Raw genomic sequence first — 22,454 nt, forward strand, 5'->3', positions numbered from 1 at the left:
CCGGGCGCGAAACGCCTCAGGTCCCCTTGAGAAAGCTGTTGAGATTGTTTCCGAGGCTTTGCGAAATGGACGTCGCCATCGAAAATTGCACGATCTGGCTTTGCACCAACGCCGTTGTCTGAAACGCTTCGGAGACCGAGGCCAGCGAACGCGCCAGATCATCGGGACCGTTGCCCGTCGGAGGGGCGACATTGGCGCGATCCATCACCGCCCCGGCGCTATGGGTGAAATCGCTGTGCATCTGGCCAAGACGGTCCAGCGCGGCCTGCGCCAACTCGCTGAGCACCGGCTCTTGCTGGGCGGGGGACGCCTGGCCTGCGGCGGCATTGGCGAAACCTGTAACTGCGGTGACCATGTCGCGGTCCTTTTTGTCCGTGGTGGTGGCCCGGCCCCTTGGGGCAGGGTGTATCGCATCCTGTCAGACCGCCGCATCTCCGGGGCTGCCGCCACCGCCGCCCGCAAGGCCAAGGCCAAGTGCGGAAAGAGGTTTCGGGCCGGGGATACGGATGGTCAGGGTGCGACATTCCGGCTTGCAAGGCCGGAACCTTTGCGCGACATGCGCGCGGCCCACCGCCCGTGACAGGCGGAGGAACGGATTGGCCAGACGACCGCCCGCGCGCACAGCCATCCGGCGGCGCAGCCACGACCGCATCGCCGCGGCAATGCGCGGGCGGGTCTGGCTTTTCATGGGCGGGTTCGTGTTCATCTGGTCCTTTGTCTTTGTCGGTTCACTTTGGTTGCAGCGGGACGCCGGGGCGTCCGAGGCGGGAAACAGGGCGCGGAAGTTGCTGGCGACCGTGTCCCGATTTCCCGCGTTATCGTCAGTAGTTCTCGCCGCCGCCGATACCACCGGCGAGGTTGCCCATCATGCCGGCGAAATTCATCACCGAGCTGGCCAGAGCCAGCGGCGGGAAGGCCATTTTCAGCAAGCCGCCCAGCGGCGAATTCAGGATGCCGGTCAGGCCTTTTAACAGGTTGCCGATGCCGCCAAGCGCCTTGCCGATACCGCCAAGGGCTTTGCCGATTCCGCTAAAAAGTCCCATATTCTCTCTCCATCCGTTGTGTCATGCCCGCTCTGCATCGTGACCGTCGCGGGCGGGCACCGCTTCGGTCTCCATCGCAAGGCCCTGATTTCCCTGCGTGGTCTCGGGGGCGCCATTCACCAGAAGATCGGTGAAGGCTTCGGCGGCCCCGCCTTCGCCCTGCAATTCCTCTTGCAGGCGGCGGGCCTCCTCGTGCTGGTTCTGCAGCGCCTTGCACATGGCAAGGATCGCGCGCGCCTCGTCGCGCCCTTCGCGGTCCGAGGCGAGTATCGTGGTCAGCCGTTCATCGGCAGCGGCGAAATTGCCCGAGGTCATTTCCTGCAGGGCAAGGCCGATTTCGCCCGCGGCATAAGCGGGCATCCATTCGTTCATGGCCAGAAAGATCGGCGCGAGATCGGTCGAAATGCCACGCATCACGCCCGAATATCCGGCTTCGATCAGCAATTTCATATCCGCCCGGTCGATCTGCATCTTTGCCTCCGGGTTCAGCGCGTAAGTTCTGGCAGGTCATGGCGCAGCGAGGCCAGCACCTCGCGCGCCTGTTCGGCACGGGTGGTGGCCTTGTCCGCCGCCTCGGCGATCATCTGGTAGCCCGCCTCGGGATTGCCGTGACCGATCATGAACAGGCCCCGCCCGATATTGGCCAGCGCGTCCTGCGGGTAATGCTGCGCCCAGCTGTCGAAGATCGGCATCAGGTCGGCATCGACACCGCGCTGGCCGCACAGGATGGCCGCAGCCATCATCAGGTGCAGATCGTCGGTCAGTTCGGCGGAATTGGTCATCGTCATCCCTTTGCTTGCTGTCCTTGCGACTATTGCCAGCCGCGCCCACGGATCACCCGTGGCATATCCTTTTCCGGCCCCTGCTTTTCGGGCTGGCGGGCCGCGGCCATATGCGCGGCAAGTTCCGCCACCGCATCGACATAGCCGCGCGGCGCGACAACGCGCGCCATTTCCGCATCCGGCCCGGCACGCAGCGGATATTGCGGATCCTCCAGCCCGATCTCGCGCATCTGGTCGCGCAGGTCCTGCACGGTGAAGCCGTCCAGTCCGATCAGGCGGCTGACCATGTTCGCCGCAGGTTCGACATGCACGGCACGGCCATCGAACCACCAGATCGCCCCGGCCTGCCTGCTGATTTCACCCAACGCATCGCGCAAGGTGCCATCCGGGCTGGACATCGAAACCGTCCCCCCGAGCGTTTCGGAGGGAATCACCGGAACCTGTGTCTTGGCCGTCAGATCCTGCAACATCGCCTCGATCCGCACCCCGTTCGCCTGATAGGGAAAGGGGCGCTCCAGAACATCCTCATCCAATGACGCAAAGCCCTGCGCTGCGGAAACTGCAGGCTGCAGGCCCAGCATCGCCAAGCCAAGCGTCAAGGCCCGTATCACCGGCGCCATTCGCAAAATTCCAGCGCCGTCACGTTGGTCCTATCCGCTTTGTCTTGGACACAGGGAAACGCGGTTTTGCGACGTGTCTGTGACGCTGACGGCGCGTCGGCGGGGAAACGGCTGCGCGTTTTGCCGAACAGGCGAGTTCTTGCGCATCCCGCGCGTCGTCACGGCGCTGTCATGCACGGCATACAGGGATAAAGCCCAAGAAGAACACGCAAAGGGGGTATGGAAATGACCCATGATTCCGTGAATTCTGTGGCATTGGCCGCGTTTTTTCTGACCTTTCCGCTGACCTCCGCGTTGGCCGCGCCCGCTGATCCGGCGACCGTCGCGCCGCTGATGGCGGACGCCTATCTGGCGATGATGGGGCAGGGCGCTGCCGGGGCAGATCCCGACGTGATCCGCGCGGATATGCAGCGTCTGGTCGAGGCTTACGCACCAGAGCCCTTGCTGGCCGAAAAGGCGCCCGCGGCCTTTGTGCAGGCGGCAGAGCTTGCGCATCAGGGCAGCGTGCCCGCGACGCGCGGCGCCATGTATGATCTGGCGCGCGACATTCTGCTGACTGCGGCCATTCTGGCCGATCAGCCACCCGAAAGCTATGCGCCGCTGAAACTGTGGGCCGAGGTCGATCCGTTCCGCGCCGATCTGGTGCCGGGGCTGGGTCTGGCCGAAAGCGACGTGCAGGCGGTGGATCGTCTGCGCGCACTGGACGATGGGGGCGTTCTGCCGTCAGGCCCGGCCCGGGACGTGGCCATGGCGGCATGGGACAAGCAGGCGGACCAGCCCATGAACCGCGTCTTGCCCACGCGCCTTGAAGCATGGGCCAGCGGCGTCGAAACCGCGTGGCCCGACCTGACGCCGCCCGAGCGGGAAACGGCGCTTGGCGTCCTGACCCGTCCGGAAATCCCGCCCGCCGCGCTGTTGGAAAAGGTTATCGGGACCGAGGACGTGATCCATTGGCTGGCCGCCGTCGATTTGCCGATGAGCAAGGCCGAACGCGAGGCCAGCCCCGAACTGATCCATTTCATGGAAATGGGCGCGTTTGCCGGACCGCTGAAAGCCCCGCTGATGGAGATTGCCAAGGCCCGCGCCTCGGGGTCCACCGCAGGCATGGGTGCTGCGGCCAATCAGCTTATGCGACTGAACAACTGGGGCGCCATGACCGGCGAGATGCACAGTTGGGACAGCTATCGCTACATGACGCAGGGCTGGTGACGACAAAGGCCCGGTCGCTGCGACCGGGCCTTTGTTTGCCGGATCACTCCAGCGTCATATGATAATAGGGGCCGGGATCGGGCGTGGTCACGACCAATGCCGCGTCGCGGCCCATGGGTTCTTCCTTGACCTCCAGCAGCCAGACCGGCGGCGTGGCCACGGCAGTTCCCACGACCTTACCGTCTTTCAGAAAGACCAGCCGGACCGCTTCGTCCCCGGCATCGGCGATGGCGGGGTCGTCCAGCCATGCCGTATCGCCCAGAACCTGCTGGAACGTCTCGCGGGCCACGGCGCCGTAGAACGGGCGCACGCTGTCCCAGTCGAAATCGGTGATTTCGGTCAGCGGCAGGCGGGCACCTTGCGGTCCCTTTGCCAGAAAGGCCGCGATGCGGTCCTCCATCAGCTTCGCTTGCGGAGCAAGGCTTGCGTCATTCACGGATGGCTGTCCTTCGGTCTGGGAATAGGCGACCACGCCACACCCAAGGGCGAAGCTGGCTGCCATGGCGGTCAGGAATTTCAGGCGCATATCGTCCCTTAGCTTGATTTGTATTCCGGCGGGGTCTGCTTGCCGGGCAAGGTGGTGGTCGCGTTGGCATCACCGTTCTTGCCGTATTCGACCTGATCGGACCAAGCCAGATTGCCATCGGACCCGATCACCAGCATCTCGCCGTTGCGCACGGCTTCGGCCACCTTGTCGGCCAGTTGCTTGTCGTCGGCATCGGGGTTTTCGCGGGCGATGCGGCGACCGACCTCGTTGTTGTAAAGGTCCATCGCTTCTTTCGCGGCGGGGTTGCCCGGCACGCCTTCATGCGCTGTTCCCATCGCCGCCGAGAATTCCTCGCCAAAGCGATCCGACATCAGCGCACTCCAATAGGCATGGCGGAAGGCGTCGTTATGACCATCCTCGGCGCCGGGGATGGGCGAGCCATCGGCGGCGTTGCGCGGGAAATATTCGTTCGCGGTGCGATAGGACTGGCCAAGATCATTGGCATCGTTCGAACTGATGCCCTTGAAGTCGTTCAGACCCAGAATGCCGCGATTGCTGCCCAGCTTGTCCAGCAAATCCGCCTCGGCCTGCGTCATCTTGGTCGAGCCGACAAAGGGTGCGTCGATGGGCAACGGGCCGATATTGGGCTTATATTCGGTCATCTGATCGTCCTTGACCTGATAATCCTGCAGGATCTGGTTCAGGTCGGGACGGCCATCCGTCGCGGGGGGCTGCACGGGGGCAGGGTCGGTCTTTGGTGCTTCGGGCGGGTTCCCGGCCTTGGGCGCGCTGTCATCATTCGCGGGCGGGTGCGATCCCGTGCCGGGCGCCGGGGTCGAGGGCGCGGGGTTCGATGTCGAATCGTCGGAATTGGCGGGCGGTGCAGGCTCGGCGGGGATTTCGACCACCTCGGGTTTCGGCCCACGCGCCGTGCCGGGCAGATAGACCGTGTCGCCCTTGAAGATCAGCGAAGGGTTCAGCAGGTGATCGCGGTTCAGCGCCACCATTTCCTGCGGATCGACGCCATGTTTCTGCGCCAGATCCCACAGGTTGTCATCTTTTTCGACCGTCACGGCATCGTAACGCTCATGTTCAAGCGACGGGTTGGTGCGGCCGGTTTCGTCCATCGCGCCCTTGGCGCTGGAATGGGGCTGGACCAGATCGGCGCGCACCCAGCCCTGAACCGGAGCATCGTTCAGATCGGTGCCGCTGACCTTGATCCATTCCTGCCCGTCCGCGCCGGTCTGGCGTTCGCCCTGATCGCGCAGGAACGTGCCGTTCTGCGCGATGCCCGCGCCGTCGCCATCGGGGGCAGTGCGGATATTCGCGCCGTTCCAGGGTGTCACCACCAGCGTCTTGCCGTCATCGGCGGGCGCGGGCGGAATGCGCGTTTCGGTCGTGGGTTGCTGGCCGGGCTGGGGCTGAGACGGCTCGATCGTGCGGCTGGCCTGCAGCGTCACGTCATCGACGCCGCTTTCAAGGATCACCGAGGCTTCGGCCTCGGCCACGCCCAGCTTGACCTTTGCGCCGGTCTGGGTCGCCGTGCCCGAACGCGCGATGTCTTCGCTTTTCAGGTCGATCCTGGCACCAGCGATGCGGGCCGCTTCCTCAAAGTTGCCGTCAAAGAACTGGCCCGCCGCATCGCCCAGCTTTTCGGGGTTGGCGATGGTGGTGGTCGAGGTCAGGCGCTGCGAATCCCCGCGTGACGGATCGGCAAGGCTTTGATCGCGATATTCCAGCACATTGGTCAACGAGACTGAATCAAGCTTCAGCCCGTCCGTACCCGAAAAGCCGTTGGTTTCCGGCACGGGGCGGCCACCGGCGGAACCCGCTACCTCGGTCCCCTTGGGGATCGTGTATGTCAGGCTGACCTTGGCCGAGGCGTTGCCCAGATCCAGACGGTTTTCGAATTTCGGTTCAACGGGCAGGCCATTCACCTGGAAACCCTTTTGCGCCTTTTCCTTGGCGGTCAGGCGCAACCCCGCCTCCATCGAATAGGTGACGCTGCCATCCTTGTCGGCGGTGGGCAGTTCGACCCGGCGCGAGATGCGCTTGGTGTCGTCAAAACGCCCTTCGCCCGCGACGTTGAAATATTTCATGTCGCCCTTGACCTCGGCGGCCAGACGTCCGCGCGTGCCGATTGTTGTTTCATAGGCGCTGATATTGTCCCTGAGGAATGCCAGATCGTCATCCGTGACGCCCGCGATCTTTTGCGTCAGGCGGCCCGGTGCGCCATCTGCATTCAGCGGGTTGCCCAGCGGGTTTTCACCGCCGCCCGAAATCACGTCCTCGGCTGCGGCCAGAGGCATTCCCATCGGCCCAAGCCCCGAGATTGCGGTGTTGATGCCGTCATCCAGCGCATCGGCCATATGCAGCTTTTGCAGGGTTTCAGCGGCGCGGATCGCGTCTTCCTTGTTGTCGAAGGTCATTTCGACCGCATCGAAGGTCTGGCCGCCGACCTCGGCCTTGACGCGACCGTTCACGCTGTTCTTGCCGCCCGCGCCCTTGCCCAGCGTGTCGGTCCCGACCTCGCCGGTGATCGCACCCAGCGATTGCTTGTCATAGCGCAGGGTATAGGTGGCGTCCGGGCCTTCGCCGTTCTGGGTCACGCGCATGTCGCCGCCAAGCTGGCCCTTGGCCCCCACCATGACGCCGCGCAGGTTGCCCTGTGCCTTTACTTCGGGGGTGATGCGCAGATAGGCGCTGTCGCCCGCGCCGTTCAGCTTTTCCACGCCCTCGCGGATCAGAACGCCGTCCTTGGTGCCTTCGGCGGCATCCGTGATCCCCGAATTGGCGGGGTTCTGACCCGGTGTGGTGCCGGGATTGCTGGAATAGATCGGGTTGGAATTGGCGGGCGGTTGCGGCTGCTGGTTTGCAAGCCGTTCCCGCGTCTGATCGTGGCGTTGTCCCTGGACGAGCATGACAGTTCCTTTGTTTTCGGGCGCTGTTGCGGTCAAGGAGGCACGGAAACGGCTCCGGCCCCGGCAGGCACAGCGATGTGTTTCAGGGTGCAGTGGACAGGCTGGTTGCGACGGTTTTTTGTCAGTCGCGGGGGTGTAGGGGTAATGCGGGCCAATCGGCGAAAAGCCGCGAAAGCGGGGCTTTTACAACCGCAAGACTTTGCCGACAGGTCTGGCGGGGCGTCAGGTTTCACATTTCCGTCAATCCTGTGAAACTTTTGCCCGCTAGCGTCGGGCCCACACCATCCCCCTCGCAAAAGGTGAAGATCGTGACCCGGATTTTCGGCCCCGTGCCCTCAAGTGCCACCCCGGTCCAGAACCCGATCCCGGCAGCGCGGCCCTTACCCGGCCAGCGCACGGCGGATCAGCCGCAGCAGGCCGGACATAACGGCGCACCGCCCCTTGCCGCCGCGCCCGTTCCCCGCGCCCCGGTCACGCCCGAGCGTGAGACGCAGATCCGCGACTGGCTGGCCGAGAATGCCGATAGCCAGTCGGGCTGGTTCATCTTTCAGGACAGTGACGGCGGCACGCGCACGGCGCAGGCGCTGCGCGGCCAATCCTCGCTTGGGCAGTTGACCGAGGCGGAGCGGCAGATGCTGGCGCAGGGCGCGGTTGAGGCGTGGACGGCGCAGGATGGTGGCGCCCGCCGCGAAAACATGCGCGAGGCGGCGGATGGTGTCGCAAATGATCCCGCCGCCCGTTTTGCGCTGGCCCAGGCTCTGGCCGGTCCCGAATTGCGCGCGCAGCAGGGCATCGCGCAGGCAGGTGCAATCCTGACCACCCCCGAGGCGAGCGAGGCCGCCTATGACGGGCTGGAACAAGCGCTGCGTCTGGATGCGGGCGCGGTCGCGCAAAGCTTCGACGGGCTTGAGCCGCAGCTGGCGCGTCTGATGCAGGAACGCCCCGACCAACGCGCCGCCATGTGGCAGGCCTTGGGCAATGGCACGATCCCCGCCAGCAATGCCGAGCGGATGACCACCGCGATGTTCATGTTCGAAGACGGGCAGGGCATCCAGACCCAGTCGGGCCGCGAGGCTTTTGCCCGCGCCATTGCCGATGCCCGCCGTCCCGGCGACAGTTCGTCTGACCGCATCGCGCGGGACCAGATGGCGTCGAACATCACCGCCGCGCTGGCCGACAGCGACACGCGCGACATGCTGTTGGGTCAGGAAATCTCGCCCGAGCAGCGGCTTTGGGCGCTGGACCAGATCGCGGCAGATGGCCGCTGCGTCGCACCCGACGCCTTTGATGATGGCTGGGAAAGCGAAGCCGCCTCACGCGGGTTCGCGGCCGAGGTCAACGACACCTATCGCGCCCGCGGCACCGAGCCGCAGACCCTTGGCGGCGAGGCGCTGCGCAATACCGTCGGTCAAGCCATGGGTATCGCCCCCGATCAGCTGCCGCAAGGCGAGTTGACCGAGGCGTTTCTGGCCCAAGGCATGGACAATGCCTTTTACTCGCGCTCGGATACGAACCAGGCGCTGGATCGGGTGGCCGACCAGATCGCGCAGGTCGGCGGGCCGAATGCGCAGGTTTCCGTCGTTCCGGTCACCGTCACCTCGAATGACGAAGGTGCGGCGGTCGTGCCGGTGTTCCGGGTCGAAACCGATCAGGGGCCGCAATTCGTCGATCACAACGGTCGCCGCTATTCCGACCTGAACGATTGGGAGGAGAACAACACCCTTCCCGAAGGCAAGATGACCTATGCCGAAGGTCTGGACCTGAACTCGACCCAGCTTTCGCACCGCAATACGCCCGGTGTCGTCGATACCTTTGCCGAAGGCTTCGGCAAGGTCATGGACGGCGTGGCGATTGCGGCGGGCGTGGTCGCGGGGGTCGCGATCATCGCCGGGTCGGGCGGCACCGCTGCGCCGCTGGTCGCGGGCGGTGCGGCGCTGTGGATGACGGGCCGCGCCGGGCAAGATCTTTATGACATGCAACAGCACGGTCAGGACATAGGCGATCTGTCCGATCCGTCCGTTCGCGGCGCGTGGCTGGAAGTCGCGGCGGGCGCCTTGTCCGTGGGTGCGATCGGCGGGGCCTTGCGGCTGGGAAGCGCCGGGGCACAGGTTTCGCCTGCCTTGGCGCGGACGGTGGCGGGCGTGGGGCTGGCTGCCGAAGGCGTGGATGCGCTGACCATGGCCGATCAGGCCATGCAGCTGGGCCAGAACTGGGATCACCTGTCGGGCGGCGAACGCGCGGGCGCGCTGCTGAACATCGCGTTCTGGGGCGGTATGGCGGGTGCGTCGCATATGGCGGGTCGCACGGGCACGCCGGATGGCAGCTTTGCCGGGATCGACCAGCGCATCCGCATGGGCGCAGGCGCACAGCCCGACACCCGCTTCCCGCTGGAAACCGGCGTGGATGGGCTGGCTCCGGGTGAAATGCGTGTGGCCTATGATATGCAGAACGGCCGCGCGACGAATATCCGCATCCAGTCGGGTGATGCCAATCCCGATCCGGTGCAGCTGGCCCTGCATATCCGCAGCGCCAACCAGATGCAGACCGCTGGCGGCCTGAGCGACCGGCTGGGCGCGCTGATGACGGGGCGCGCCGATCCTCCGGTCGGGTCCAGCGCATGGGAAGCGCGGGCCGAGATCGACAAGATCCAGCGCGAGTCGCAAGCATTGGCGCAGGACGCGGCCAATGCGACGACGCTGGCCGATCAGCAACGCATCGCGACCCGTCAGCGCGAGCTGGATCAGGCGCTGATCCGCGAGACCCGCCGTCTTGATGCGGCGGTGGTGGATGGGCAGGGCTTTATCGCAGCCCCCCGTTCGCTGGATGAGATTCTGGCGCAGCGCGTGGCCAATGGCGACGTGACGCGCGGCGTGCCCGCGCATCTTGCGCCCCTGGCCGCACCCGCCGCGGGGGCCGAGGCGCGGATTGATTACGGCAGCCTGAACGCCGCAGGTCAGGCGCAGGGGATCGAGGCCACCATCACCCGCGACATCCTTGACACCGGCAGCAAGGCGCAATCGTCGATCGAGCCTCCGGGCTGGGGTGGCGGTGCGGCCAACCATTCGCGCGGCCACTTGCTGGCACGGATGCTGGGCGGATCGGGCAGCGAAGAGGCGAACCTTGTGACGCTGTTCCAGCAAAACACCAACTCCCCGGTGATGAGCGATTTCGAGCGGCTGGTCTATGAGGCAGTCGATGCCGGTGAGACGGTGAATTATCGCGTCACCCCGATCTATGAGGAAGGACAGGCGATGCCGACTGCGGTTGCACTTCAGGCCCGCGGCGATCAGGGTCTGGATATTTCCGTGACGATCATCAACCGGGATGGACGCTAAGATGTGGATTGACGAACTTGCCGAGCTGATGCCGCCGCCCGCAATCGAGGCGCGGGGTGCCATCGCCCAGACCGCCGACTGGGAACGCGCCGAGGTCGAACTGGGCGTGAAGCTGCCCGCCGACTACCGCGCCTTTCTGGACCGCTGGGGTGCGGGCTCGATCGGGCCGTTCATGCATCCCTACACCCCGGCTGCCGGTTTTCATCCGGTCATCACCCTGCCCAGCGGCGTGACCGGAGAGGCGCGTGCCTATGCCTCGCTGAAAGAAAACCACCCGGCATCGCTGGTCTGGCCCGTCTATCCCGCGCATGGCAGCCTGATGAGCTTTGCCGTCACCGACAATGGCGATTACGTGGGCTGGCTGGTCGGGCCGGGCGATCCGAACGACTGGCCCGTCGCGGTCGTGGATGACGAATACGGAAATATGCAGGTGTTTGACGGGCTGACGTTCGGTCCGTTCCTTTTGGGGGTCGTGACGGGGCGCATCCGCCCCGAGGCGTTCCCGGATGATCTGTGGAACAAGACACCGCTGCGTTTCTCTCCCTCCCAGCCGCAAGAGAAATTCCTGAAGGCGGAATAAGTCCCGCCCAACCTGATTGCCATGCCCCCTGCGTCGTCTTGGCGCGGGGGTGTCGTGCATTGCTATTTCGGACGGCGTAGGCAAGATTTCGCTTTATTGGCAAGAACTTGCGCATCGGATCGGCAACTTTACCCAAGGTCACACAGTCGAAATATTTGCCCATCAGTTTGGCAGATGCTCCGATATTCAGACCACCGAGAGGCCCAAATGGCAAATCCCGCCGTCGATCCGAACGCCCCCCAGAATATCCCGCCCCATCGCGATGTGCGCGACGGCATCCCGATGCAACAGCAAGCGGGGCTGGACAAGATCAAGGAAGAAAACACCCGCGAGGCCACCGATAACGAAGTCTGGCCCGATGCGCTGCAGACCAAGGTTTCCGAGATCGAAGGCGAAAAGGACGAAGCCGGCAATCCGAAGCTGGAATATATCGACACCGAAGGCGGGAAATATGTCCAGCTTGAGCGTGATACCAACCCGCAGCTTTACGACTATCTGAACCGCGTCAAGGAATTCCAGGGCTCCAGCGAAAACAAGGAATATGCCGAACTTCAGGCCGACATTCATGATGCCGACATCATGAAGCGCGACGGCGACATTCCCGGCCTGCGCGACGTGAAGTTCGCCGAGCAATACAAGGATTCGGTGCTGATCCGCACCAATGACGGCAAGCATACCGTCGTCAACAAGCAGCTGGCGCCCGACAGCTTTGAAAAAGCCAGCGAACTGGCGCAGACCAGCCAAGGCATCCGTGACAGCGAAAAGGACGGCTACAAGAACACCGTCGATGATGTCTACAGCAACGACCAGATCGCGAATGCCAAGATCGGCCCCGAAAACGAGGTCGGCCCCGGCCTGATCCGCGCCGAAATCCCGGTCGGCGGCGATGACGTGCGCAAGGTGGTGGTCGCCAAGGATCTGAACCCGAACCTGTATAATCGCCTGTCGGGCTCATATGCCGATTTCACCGATCAGGACGGCAAGATCAACGACGCCCGCAAGGACTCGGAACTGCCAGAACTGGGCGAAACCAGCCCGCTGGACATGGAAACGACCGAAAAGGTCGAGGGCAGCGAGGAAAAGCTGACTGTTTCTGGGCTGGCATGGCGTGACACCATGACCAAGTGGAAGGACGGTATCGCCGACGGCTCGATCAAGGGCGATGACGACCGTGCCAAGCTTTACAATGCCTTGCGCGGCAAAACGGCGGTCGACGACGGCATGAACATGATGCGGCTGGACATCCAGACCGGCAAGTCCACCACGCCGGTCAACAATCTGGATGTCGCGGCCATCATCGACGAAGCGAAGCTGGACACCAAGATCGCCGACATGCTGGGCTCGGAAGCGGTGCAGAAGGACTATCGCGCCGCGCAGGACGAGGCGCTGAAGAAACTGCCCGACGCCGACAAGGTGCATGATAAGCTGAGCGAAATGGCCTTCAGCGAGGATTACGTCAAGCACATCGCCGACCTCAAGAAGAACGGAAAGGAAGACATTGCCGAGGCCGACATTGGTCGCGTCTATGAAAACCTGGCCGCCTTTGATGAGGACGAGGCCGCGAAGTTCGCGCAATCGACGATGCTGAACGGCATGACCGTCGATTTGAACGACATCATGGGCGACCCGGCCAAGGTCAGCGACGAAAATCAGGCGCAGGCGACCAAGGACGCCATGACCGTGATGATGTCCACGCTGAAAAAGGGTGGCATCGACATCCCACGCCGCACCGTTGAGACGATGGACAAGTTCGTCAACGAATTCCTGGGCGACAAGCAGCAGGCCAAAGCCTTCAACGAGGTGTTGCAGGAACTGGGCGACAAGTTCATCAAGAACGGCCAATTGTCGGAGGCCGATCTGGAAAAGGTCGCCAATTCAAACGACAAGCCGATCTTCAAGGCGCTGAACGAAAAAAGCAACGGCGGCGCGCTGAGCGTCATCGCCGAGATGAACAACAATGGCATGCTGGGTTCGATGGGGGGCGCGATCTCGCTGGCATCGGGCGTCTATCAGCTGACCGGCAAGGGCGGCACGCTGGCCGACACCCCCGAGGAGCGGTTGGCGATCGCCAAGGAATTCGTCAGTTTCCTGGGTGCGGGTCAGCATTTCGTGAACCTTGGCACGAACATCACCGACAAGACCATCACCTCGGGCGCGAACAAGATGTTCGGTCTGGACAAGACCCTGCCGCAGATCTTCAGCTCGGATCAGGCGACGCCGAACCCGAAATATACCGATGCGGTGGGCGATGCCTTCATCAAGAACTTCAACGAGGTTCTGGACAAGGCCGAAATCGACGGCAACACCACCCTGCGCGACCGTCTGGATATTTCCGAAGAGCAGGCGAACCAGATCGAAAAGGGCATGAAAGAGGGTTACGTCAAAGATCCGAAGCTGGCCGGTTCGAACGCGCTGACGCGCGGTGTCGGCGCGACGCTGCGAGTGCTTGACGCAGGTGCGAACGTCTTTGGCGGCGTGGCCGATACCGTGCTGGGCGGCCTTGCGATCAAGAAAGGCGTAGACGGCAACGATCCGGGCGGCATCGCCTCGGGGGCGTTGCAGGTCGCGGCCGGCACCTTCACGCTTGCGGGCGGCGCTGCACAGGGCGCGGCGCTGGTCGGCAGCACCATCGGCCGGGCGCTGGCAGGTCCGCTGCTGGGCGTGGGCGCGGTGCTGGGCACGGTCGCATTCCTGCCCTTCATGATCATCGAGGACGAGAAGAACTCAAAGCGGATGGACGCCCACCGAGAGGATCTGCGCAACCTGTTCGCCGATCTGGACGGGCAGGGCGTGCTGATGGGCGACGGTGCCAAGAAGTTCGAATATCTGGACGAATACATCTATAACTACGGCCAGCGCGACGCGCCCGATGACAAAAGCATCTTTGATTACCGCCGCGACGAATATGATTTCTGGCTGAAGGAGGGGCACCTTCCCAGCCCCGGTTTCGATGATGTCGAGCACCATGATTACGATGGCGACGGCCCGAACCTTGACAGCCAGATGGATTGATCCTGGCTTGAACTGAAATACCGGCCCCGGCGCAGATCCGGGGCCGTCTTTGTTTTTATGCGACGTGATCCGGCAGCGTCAGGCCGTTGTTTCGCAAAGCTGCCAATCCTTTGAATTGCGCAATTTGCATGGATTGATCCGCGCCGCGCCGTGCGTTTTTGCTGGTTTGCAACTGGCGTGCTTCCGCCGAAACAGCCCGGTGCCGGGATTGCGTATGGACGCAGCCGCCGCGACATAATAAGGAGTCGGAAAAACACAGGCGTGCGGGACGGATTCTTGCGCGCGCGGGAGCCGGGCAGAACAAGCGTGCAAGATTTCAACCCTACCGCGACATCGCAAGTCGCGACCGTCAAGCCGTTACAGATTCGCGGGCGCTTCCTGACTGCCGTGGCGCTGCACCTTGCCGGTCGTGCCGATCACGGCTTTTTCGATGCGCTGGACGACAAGCTGCGTCAGACCCCGCTGTTCTTTGAAAACGCACCGCTGGTCATCGACCTTGAGCAAGCCCACGGGCTGGAAACCACGCAGGAAATGCAGCGGTTGGTGGCGGAACTGCGCGGTCGTAATCTGTCCGTCTTTGGTATTCAAAGCGGCAACCGCAATCAGGCCGCCGCCGCCGCGGCTGCCGGGCTGATCGCCCTGCCCAGCGGCAAAGCCGTGTCGGCAGACCGCGTGACGCGCACCGAACGCCCCGGCGCCGCCGCACAGGCCGCAATTCCCGAAAAGGAAACGCCTGCGCCCGCCTCCAAGCTGATCACGCAGCCGGTTCGATCCGGCCAGACGGTCTTTGCCGATCGCGGCGATCTGGTCATTGTCGGCTCGGTCTCCTCGGGGGCCGAAGTCATCGCGACGGGCAATATCCATATCTATGGGCGGCTGCGCGGGCGGGCCTTGGCGGGCGTGAACGGCGATACCTCGGCGCGCATCTTCTGCCATGCGCTGGATGCCGAATTGCTGGCCATCGCAGGGCTTTACCTGACCAGCGAAAATCTGGGGGCAGATACGCCCCGCGACAACGTGCAGGCCTTTCTTGAAGGCGAAAAACTGCGCGTTGAATCCCTGAAGTAACCCACGGTCGAAAGGAAGCGTTTCGTGAGCAAGGTTATCGTAGTCACCTCTGGCAAGGGCGGCGTCGGCAAGACAACCTCCTCTGCCGCGATCAGCGCCGGTCTCGCCATGCGGGGTCACAAGACGGTCGTCATCGACTTTGATGTGGGCCTGCGCAATCTGGACATGATCATGGGCTGCGAACGCCGCGTGGTCTTTGACTTCATCAACGTCATCCAGGGCGACGCCAAGCTGAAGCAGGCGCTGATTAAGGACCGCCGCCTTGAGAACCTGTATGTGCTGCCCACCTCGCAGACGCGCGACAAAGATGCGCTGACCAAGGAAGGCGTCAAGGCTGTTCTGGACGAACTGCGCGAGGAATTCGACTATATCGTCTGCGACAGCCCGGCCGGGATCGAGCGCGGCGCGCATCTGGCGATGTATTACGCCGATGAGGCCGTGGTCGTTACGAACCCCGAAGTGTCCTCGGTCCGTGACAGCGACCGGGTGTTGGGGCTGTTGAACTCCAAGACCTTCCTTGCGGAAAAGGGCGATGGCAGCGCGGTCAAGGCGCAGCTTCTGCTGACCCGCTTTGACGCCCAGCGTTCCGCCGCCGGCGAGATGATGAGCGTGCAGGACGTGCTGGAAATTCTGGCGATCCCGCTTTTGGGCATCATCCCGGAAAGCACCTCGGTCCTGAAAGCGTCGAACGAGGGCCAGCCGGTGATCCTTGACGACACCTCAGGCGCGGGCAAAGCCTATGTCGATGCCGTCGGTCGTCTGATCGGCGAGCAGATCGAAATGCGCGTCAATGCAGGGGAACAGAAACGCGGCTTCTTCCAGAGGCTGCTGGGACGGACGGCCTGAGCATGTTCGGTTTCAGTTTCCGCCCCAAAAAGCCATCGACGGCCCAGACCGCCAAGGAGCGGTTGCAGATCCTGTTGGCGCATGAACGCGCCAATGGCGACACGCCCGATTTCCTGCCGATGCTGCAGCGCGACATTCTGGAAGTGGTGCGCAAACACATGCAGATCGACGGTGACGCGGTCGATATAAAGCTTGAGCGCAGCGACGATCTGTCCAGCCTTGAGATAAATATCGAGATGCCCAGCACCTCGTCTCGCAAGACCTGATACGACAAGGGCGCGGCATGACCGCGCCCTTTGCATTTCTGCGCCCCGAAACGACTTTTGCGTGCAATGCAATCTGTCGCGGGCTGGCGCGTTTCGGCAAGGATATGCCTTAAAAAGCGTCACTCGTCGCAATCTTGTTGCTGCGCCCTTGCGTCATCTTTATGACACCGAATCCATGAAAACCGCCTTGCTGCAATGCAGGGCGGTTTCGTTCTGGCGTAGCGGAGGAGTGAGCCATGCTGGACCTGACCGATATTCGCAGCGAGTTGCGTGCGCATTACGATCTGGAACCCTCGCTGACGCTGGCAGCCGAGATGTCGGATATTCATGCCCGGATGGGGCGCGTCATGCCGATGGTCGATTGGGCGATCCACGCACCTTATGTCCGCGCAATCATCGCGCTGAAAAAACAGCGTAATGCGGTCATTCTGGCGCATAACTACATGACGCCGCAAATCTATCACGGCATTTCCGACGTGGTGGGCGACAGCCTGCATCTGGCCATCAAGGCCGCCGAGGTGCAGGCAGATGTGATCGTGCAATGCGGCGTGCATTTCATGGCGGAAACGTCCAAGATCCTGAGCCCCGAAAAGATCGTGCTGATGCCGGATATGGAGGCGGGCTGTTCGCTGGCCGAAAGCATCACCGCCGAGGGCATCGCCCAGATGCGCGCCATGTATCCCGGCGCGCCGGTAGTCAGCTACGTCAACACCACCGCCGAGGTGAAGGCCGCATCCGACATCTGCTGCACATCGGCCAATGCGGCGCAGATCGTGGCGGCGATGGACAGCGATACCGTCATCATGACGCCCGACAAATGGTTGGCGCAGAACGTCGCCAAGCAGGTGCCGCAAAAGCGCGTCGTTTGGTGGGACGGGGCCTGCATCGTGCATGAACAGTTTACGGCGCAGGATCTGCGCGATTTCCGCGACTGGAATCCGGGGCTGAAGATCATCGCCCATCCCGAATGCCCACCCGAGGTCGTGGCCGAGGCGGATTACGCGGGCTCGACCGCGAATATTCAGGGTTGGGTAGAAACGCAGCGGCCCAAACAGGTGATGCTGGTCACGGAATGTTCGATGGCGTCGAATATTTCGGACGCGAACCCGGATGTCGAGTTTCTGGGCCCGTGCAACATGTGCCCCTATATGCAGAAGATCACGCTGGAAAAGGTGCTGTGGTCGCTGCATTCGATGACCGGCGCGGTCGAGGTTGACCCGGCGGTCGCCGAACCCGCCCGCCGGGCGGTGCAGCGCATGATCGACCTGTCGCGGAAACTGGCGGGATGATGCCCCTTTCGACGGGACGGATCGTTATTCTGGGCGCGGGGCTTGCGGCACTGTCTGCGGCGCTGCGGCTGGCGCCGCGCCCGGTGCTGGTCGTGTCGCCCGATCCCTTGGGGCAGGGCGCAAGCTCGGCTTGGGCGCAGGGCGGCGTGGCTGCGGCGATGGACCCGGCCGACACGCCCGAAGCCCATGCAGACGACACGCTGCGCGCGGGCGCGGGGCTGGTCGATGCCGAGGTGGCGCGGCTGGTCACGCAGGCAGCGCGGGGTCAAATTCTTGACCTGACCGCGCGGGGGGCGCCCTTCGACCGCGACGATGCGGGTGGCTATGTCCTGTCGCGTGAGGCGGCGCATTCGGCGTCCCGCGTTGTGCGGGTCGGCGGCGACCGCGCCGGGGCCGAGATCATGCGGGCGCTGATCGCCGCCGTGCGGATGACGCCCTCGGTGCAGGTGCTGGAAGGGGTGCTTGCCTCGGGGCTGGAGATCCGGGCGGGCCGTGTGGTCGGGGTGCGGCTGATGCGCGCGCCGGCATCAGTCGAGGTGTTGCTGCAAGCGCCTGCGGTTCTGCTTGCGGCGGGTGGATCGGGTGGGCTTTATGCACTGACGACGAACCCGGCCCGCGTCGCGGGTCAGGCGGTGGGCATGGCTGCACGGGCGGGCGCGGTGATTGCGGATGCGGAATTCGTGCAGTTTCACCCCACGGCGATGGATGTCGGACTGGACCCCGCGCCGCTGGCGACCGAGGCGCTGCGGGGTGAAGGCGCGCATCTGGTAAATGCCCAGGGCGCGCGCTTCATGCTGGGCCAGCACCCTGATGCCGAACTTGCACCGCGCGACGTGGTGGCGCGGGCGGTCTATCTGCAATCGCAGGCCGGTTTGCGTCCCGCACTGGACACGCGCCATTGTCTGGGCACGCGCATCACGTCCGATTTTCCGTCTGTGGCGGGAGCCTGCGCAAGGGCGGGGATCGACCCCACCCGCGCGCAGATCCCGGTTGCTGCCGCGGCGCATTATCACATGGGCGGGGTCGCATCCGACCGGGACGGGCGCAGCAGCCTGCCGGGGCTTTGGGTCTGCGGCGAGGCGGCCTCGACCGGGTTGCACGGCGCGAACCGGCTGGCCTCGAACGGGTTGCTGGAGGCGCTGGTGTATTCCGCGCGCTGCGCTGCCTCGATTGCGGATGCGGTTCCTGCGGGCGACGGGGCGGCGGTGCAACTGCCCCATTTGGCCGAGGCATCGCCACCCGATCCGGCACTGGTCGCCCGTTTGCGCAGCGCCATGACGGCGGGCGCGGGCGTCGTGCGCGATGCGGCAGGGCTGAACGCCTGCCTGCACGAGATCGCGGCGATCGAGGCGGCGCAGCCCGATTGCCCGGCGCTGCTGAACATGACCGCCACCGCCACGCTGATCTGCGCCGCCGCATTGGCGCGGCGCGAAAGCCGTGGCGCGCATTTCCGCAGCGACTATCCACAAACCGAACCCACCGGACAGCGCAGCCGCATGACATTGACGCAGGCGTCAGCCAGCCTAAAGGAAACCGCATGAGCCAATTCCCCGACATGATCCTTGAGCCGCTGGTCCGCGCCGCGCTGCTGGAGGATCTGGGCACTTACGGCGATCTGACCACGCGAACGGTGATCCCTGCAGGCACGCGTTATACCGCCCGCATCGTGGCACGTGAGGGCGGCGTGGCCTCGGGAATGCAACTTGCCGCGATTGCGTTCCGGCTGGTCGATCCGGCGCTGGCCTTGCGCGTGCAGGTCGCGGATGGCGCGCCTTTCGTCAAGGGCGACGTGCTGGCCGAAGTCGAAGGCGATGCGGCCTCGATCCTGTCTGCCGAGCGTGTGGCGCTGAACTTTGCCGGTCGGCTATGCGGCATCGCCACGCTGACCGCAGCTTTCGTGGCCGAGGCGGCGGGCACGCAGACGCGCATCACCTGCACCCGCAAGACGACGCCCGGCCTGCGCATGGTGGAAAAGCAGGCGGTGCTGCATGGCGGCGGTTTCAATCACCGCTTCAGCCTGTCCGACGCGATCCTGGTCAAGGACAACCACATCGCAGCAGCGGGCGGCATCCGACCCGTGCTGCAAGCGATCAAGGCGCGGGCATCCCATATGATCCGGGTCGAGATCGAGGTGGACCGGCTGGATCAACTGGCCGAGGTGCTGGAGGAAGGCGGCGCGGATGTCGTGCTGCTGGACAATATGGACACGCCCACGCTGCGCGAGGCGGTGGGAATGGTCGCCGGGCGGCTGGTCACCGAAGCCTCGGGGAACATGCGGCTGGCACGGGTGGCCGAGGTGGCGGCGACGGGGGTCGATTACATCTCGGTGGGCGCGCTGACCCATTCGGCGGGTGTGCTGGACCTGGGTCTGGACTTCTGAACCCCAGCGCTAGCCCGCCGTGGCGCGGGCCAGCAGCGTCCCAAGCTCGGGGCGGCACGATCCGCAATTCGTACCGGCGCCAAGCGCCCTGCCGATTTCCTCGACGGACACGAGGCGGCCGGTGGCGATGGCGCGCATGATGGTGTTGACCCCGATCCCCAGACAGGCGCAGACCAGCGCGCCTTCGTCGGGGCGGTCGTCGCCCGCGCGGCCTGCAAGGATGTCCGGGCCGCATTCACCCCCCAGCGCCGCCGCGACATGGCTGCGCGACAGCCCGACCGGCTGGTCCGACACGAACAGCGCCGCGCGCAGCCGCCCTTCGCGCAGAACCGCCATGCGCAGCAATCCGCGCCGGTCGTCGCGTAACGTCAAAGGTTCCGCCGAGGGATCGAGACCTGCGGCCTGCAACCAATCGGATGGCAACTCTGTTCCCGCAAGCTCTGCCTGATAGCCGCCGGGCAGGGCTGCCACGGCCCAGTAATCGCAAGCGGGCCGGAACGCACGTGCGGATACCGCAAAGCCATACCACGCCGCTGCATAGGGCCGGATCGCGACCGCCGCCGATTTCAGCGCGGGCTGGCCCGACACCGGATCGACCGCCGCAGGCACCAACGCATCGACCCGCCCCGAGGGCGCGGTTTCCCCCGTCCAGTGGATTGGTGCGAAGGGGTGTCCGGGGGCCACGCGGTCTGTCACCAACACCCGCAGAACGGCGCGGCCATGCGGGCTTTCCACCTGCGCCAGCGTCGCGGGGGCAAGTCCCAGATGCGCCGCGTCCGAGGGGTGGATTTCCAGGAACGGCTCGGCGATATGGCGCGACAGACGGGGGGACATGCCGCTGCGGGTCATCGTGTGCCAATGGTCGCGGACGCGGCCCGTATTCAGGCGGAACGGATGCGCAGGCGTGACCTTGGCGGGGGTGCGCGGCGTCACCGCCAGCATCCGCGCCTTGCCGTCTGGTGTGTGAAAACGCCCGTTGCCAAAGAAACGCCCGCCCCGCTGACGCGCGGATTGCGGCCATAGGAATGGCTGCAGGGCATCATATTCATCTGTCGAAACCGCCGCGTGGTCCGAGATGTCGAAATCGCTGCCAAGCTCCCCCGCCACGCCTGACAGCGCAGCATGTTCCGCAAAGACCTGTGCCGGGGTCTGCCATGCAAATGCATCCGCCCAGCCCATGCGCCGCGCCACATCCGCGATGATGCGCCAGTCGTCGCGGGCCTGACCTGCCGGCGGGATTGTGCGGCGCTGGCGGCTGATGCGGCGTTCGGAATTCGTGACCGTCCCGTCTTTTTCGCCCCAGCCGGTCGCGGGCAGCAAGACATGCGCCAACCGCGTCGTGTCGGTCTGCGCCATCATGTCCGAGACGACGACAAATTCGCAGTCCCTGATCGCACGCGCCACGCGGTCCGCCTCGGGCATGGAAACGGCGGGGTTGGTGCAGACGATCCACAGCGCCTTGATCCGGCCCGCCTCGACCGCGCGGAACATATCGACGGCTTTCAGGCCGGGCTTGTCGGCCATGCGAGGTGCGGCCCAGAAATCGGCCACGGCGGCGCGATGTGCGGCGTTTTCTATATCCAGATGACAGGCCAGCATATTGGCCAGCCCGCCCACCTCGCGCCCGCCCATCGCGTTGGGCTGGCCGGTGACGCTGAACGGTCCCATGCCGGGGCGTCCGATCCGGCCCGTGGCAAGGTGGCAGTTCAGGATGGCGTTCACCTTGTCCGCGCCGCTGTCGGATTGGTTGATGCCTTGGGAATAGACCGTGACGACCCGTTCCGATGCGCTCCACATTTCAAGAAAGCGTTGCAGGTCGCTATGGCTCAGGCCGGTGGCGGCAGGGGACGTGGCGCGGGCAGCGAGAAGCGCTTCAGGCAGGCCCGACACAGGGAAATCGCGGATCAGGCCGCGCCGGTCCAGATGGGCCAGCAGCAGGTTGAACAGCGCCGCATCCGCGCCGGGGGCCAAGGCCAGATGCAGATCGGCAATGTCGCAGGTCGCGGTGCGACGCGGGTCGATCACGATCACCTTGGTGCCCCGCGTCTCGCGCGCGGCGACCAGCCGTTGATACAGCACCGGATGGCACCAAGCGAGGTTCGAGCCGACCAGAACCACCGTATCGGCCAGTTCGAAATCCTCATACAGCCCCGGCACGGTATCGGTCCCGAAGGCGCGCCGATGTCCCGCGACCGAAGACGCCATGCACAGCCGCGAATTCGTGTCGATATTGGCGCTGCCGACAAAGCCCTTCATCAGCTTGTTCGCGACGTAGTAATCTTCGGTCAGCAATTGACCCGAGACATACATCGCCACCGAATCCGGCCCGTGCTGGGCGATGGTTTGCGAAAACCGCCGCGCGACCAGATCCAGCGCCTGATCCCAGCCTGCATCCTGCCCGTGGATGCGCGGGGTCAGCAGCCGCCCCTTTAGCCCAAGGGTTTCACCAAGGGCCGAGCCTTTGACGCAAAGCCGCCCCCTGTTCGCCGGATGGTCGGGGTCGCCTGCGATGGCCAGCCCGCCCATACCGTCTGGCGTGGCAAGCACGCCGCAGCCGACGCCGCAATAAGGGCAGGTAGTGCGTATGGCGGGGGCGGCGTGCATGTTCATGGCGGA

General features: G+C 64.6%; 19 protein-coding genes. 10 read left to right on the forward strand and 9 right to left on the reverse strand.

Features of this window, described 5'->3' with window-relative positions; translation table 11 throughout:
* Positions 1-16 precede the first annotated feature (16 nt).
* The 6 genes from FN835_RS03410 to FN835_RS03435 form a co-directional block, all read right to left on the reverse strand.
* The gene (locus FN835_RS03410; RefSeq protein WP_142661796.1) at positions 17-355 is read right to left on the reverse strand and encodes a hypothetical protein; all 339 of its coding nucleotides are present in this window, start codon (positions 353-355) and stop codon (positions 17-19) included.
* 63 nt (positions 356-418) lie between these two features.
* Entirely contained in the window at positions 419-706 is a 288-nt protein-coding gene (locus FN835_RS03415) for a hypothetical protein (protein WP_142661797.1), read from the reverse strand.
* Between the two features lie 115 nt (positions 707-821).
* Complete coding sequence (locus FN835_RS03420; protein WP_142661798.1) at positions 822-1,043, reverse strand: hypothetical protein; 222 nt, start codon at positions 1,041-1,043, stop codon at positions 822-824.
* A gap of 21 nt (positions 1,044-1,064) precedes the next feature.
* Positions 1,065-1,514, reverse strand: a complete 450-nt coding sequence (locus tag FN835_RS03425; RefSeq protein WP_142661799.1) for a hypothetical protein — start codon at positions 1,512-1,514, stop codon at positions 1,065-1,067.
* Between the two features lie 14 nt (positions 1,515-1,528).
* A complete protein-coding gene (locus tag FN835_RS03430; RefSeq protein ID WP_142661800.1) occupies positions 1,529-1,825 on the reverse strand; it encodes a hypothetical protein in 297 nt (98 codons plus the stop codon).
* A gap of 29 nt (positions 1,826-1,854) precedes the next feature.
* A complete protein-coding gene (locus tag FN835_RS03435) occupies positions 1,855-2,445 on the reverse strand; it encodes a hypothetical protein (protein ID WP_142661801.1) in 591 nt (196 codons plus the stop codon).
* A gap of 225 nt (positions 2,446-2,670) precedes the next feature.
* On the opposite strand from FN835_RS03435, the gene FN835_RS03440 reads away from it, so the two are divergent.
* The gene (locus FN835_RS03440) at positions 2,671-3,654 is read left to right on the forward strand and encodes a hypothetical protein (protein ID WP_142661802.1); all 984 of its coding nucleotides are present in this window, start codon (positions 2,671-2,673) and stop codon (positions 3,652-3,654) included.
* A gap of 43 nt (positions 3,655-3,697) precedes the next feature.
* On the opposite strand, the gene FN835_RS03445 is transcribed toward FN835_RS03440, so the two are convergent.
* Both FN835_RS03445 and FN835_RS03450 read right to left on the reverse strand, forming a co-directional pair.
* Entirely contained in the window at positions 3,698-4,180 is a 483-nt protein-coding gene (locus tag FN835_RS03445) for a hypothetical protein (RefSeq protein WP_142661803.1), read from the reverse strand.
* Between the two features lie 8 nt (positions 4,181-4,188).
* Positions 4,189-7,062: a DUF6973 domain-containing protein gene (locus tag FN835_RS03450; RefSeq protein ID WP_142661804.1), complete on the reverse strand. Its 2,874-nt coding sequence runs from the start codon at positions 7,060-7,062 to the stop codon at positions 4,189-4,191.
* A gap of 308 nt (positions 7,063-7,370) precedes the next feature.
* On the opposite strand from FN835_RS03450, the gene FN835_RS03455 reads away from it, so the two are divergent.
* The 9 genes from FN835_RS03455 (at position 7,371) to nadC (ending at position 19,838) form a co-directional block, all read left to right on the forward strand.
* Positions 7,371-10,397 carry a DUF4781 domain-containing protein gene (locus FN835_RS03455; RefSeq protein WP_142661805.1) on the forward strand — a complete coding sequence of 1,009 codons (3,027 nt, stop codon included), beginning with the start codon at positions 7,371-7,373 and terminating at the stop codon, positions 10,395-10,397.
* Position 10,398: 1 nt separating this feature from the next.
* The gene (locus FN835_RS03460; protein WP_185958572.1) at positions 10,399-10,977 is read left to right on the forward strand and encodes an SMI1/KNR4 family protein; all 579 of its coding nucleotides are present in this window, start codon (positions 10,399-10,401) and stop codon (positions 10,975-10,977) included.
* A 207-nt stretch (positions 10,978-11,184) separates the two neighbouring features.
* The gene (locus FN835_RS03465) at positions 11,185-13,989 is read left to right on the forward strand and encodes a hypothetical protein (RefSeq protein ID WP_142661807.1); all 2,805 of its coding nucleotides are present in this window, start codon (positions 11,185-11,187) and stop codon (positions 13,987-13,989) included.
* A 306-nt stretch (positions 13,990-14,295) separates the two neighbouring features.
* Positions 14,296-15,057, forward strand: a complete 762-nt coding sequence (gene minC / locus FN835_RS03470; RefSeq protein ID WP_142661808.1) for a septum site-determining protein MinC — start codon at positions 14,296-14,298, stop codon at positions 15,055-15,057.
* A 24-nt stretch (positions 15,058-15,081) separates the two neighbouring features.
* Positions 15,082-15,903, forward strand: a complete 822-nt coding sequence (gene minD / locus FN835_RS03475) for a septum site-determining protein MinD (RefSeq protein ID WP_142661809.1) — start codon at positions 15,082-15,084, stop codon at positions 15,901-15,903.
* A gap of 2 nt (positions 15,904-15,905) precedes the next feature.
* Entirely contained in the window at positions 15,906-16,169 is a 264-nt protein-coding gene (gene minE / locus FN835_RS03480) for a cell division topological specificity factor MinE (protein ID WP_142661810.1), read from the forward strand.
* A 236-nt stretch (positions 16,170-16,405) separates the two neighbouring features.
* Positions 16,406-17,458, forward strand: coding sequence for a quinolinate synthase NadA (gene nadA, locus FN835_RS03485; RefSeq protein WP_142661811.1), 1,053 nt, complete (start codon positions 16,406-16,408; stop codon positions 17,456-17,458).
* Complete coding sequence (locus FN835_RS03490; RefSeq protein WP_142661812.1) at positions 17,455-18,999, forward strand: L-aspartate oxidase; 1,545 nt, start codon at positions 17,455-17,457, stop codon at positions 18,997-18,999. Before nadA ends, FN835_RS03490 begins: the two co-directional genes overlap by 4 nt.
* Entirely contained in the window at positions 18,996-19,838 is an 843-nt protein-coding gene (nadC, locus tag FN835_RS03495) for a carboxylating nicotinate-nucleotide diphosphorylase (protein ID WP_142661813.1), read from the forward strand. The genes FN835_RS03490 and nadC overlap by 4 nt, the downstream gene beginning before the upstream one ends.
* A gap of 9 nt (positions 19,839-19,847) precedes the next feature.
* On the opposite strand, the gene FN835_RS03500 is transcribed toward nadC, so the two are convergent.
* Positions 19,848-22,448 carry a nitrate reductase gene (locus FN835_RS03500; RefSeq protein WP_142661814.1) on the reverse strand — a complete coding sequence of 867 codons (2,601 nt, stop codon included), beginning with the start codon at positions 22,446-22,448 and terminating at the stop codon, positions 19,848-19,850.
* Positions 22,449-22,454 lie beyond the last annotated feature (6 nt).

Source organism: Paracoccus laeviglucosivorans, from assembly GCF_900182695.1.
Lineage (GTDB): Bacteria > Pseudomonadota > Alphaproteobacteria > Rhodobacterales > Rhodobacteraceae > Paracoccus > Paracoccus laeviglucosivorans.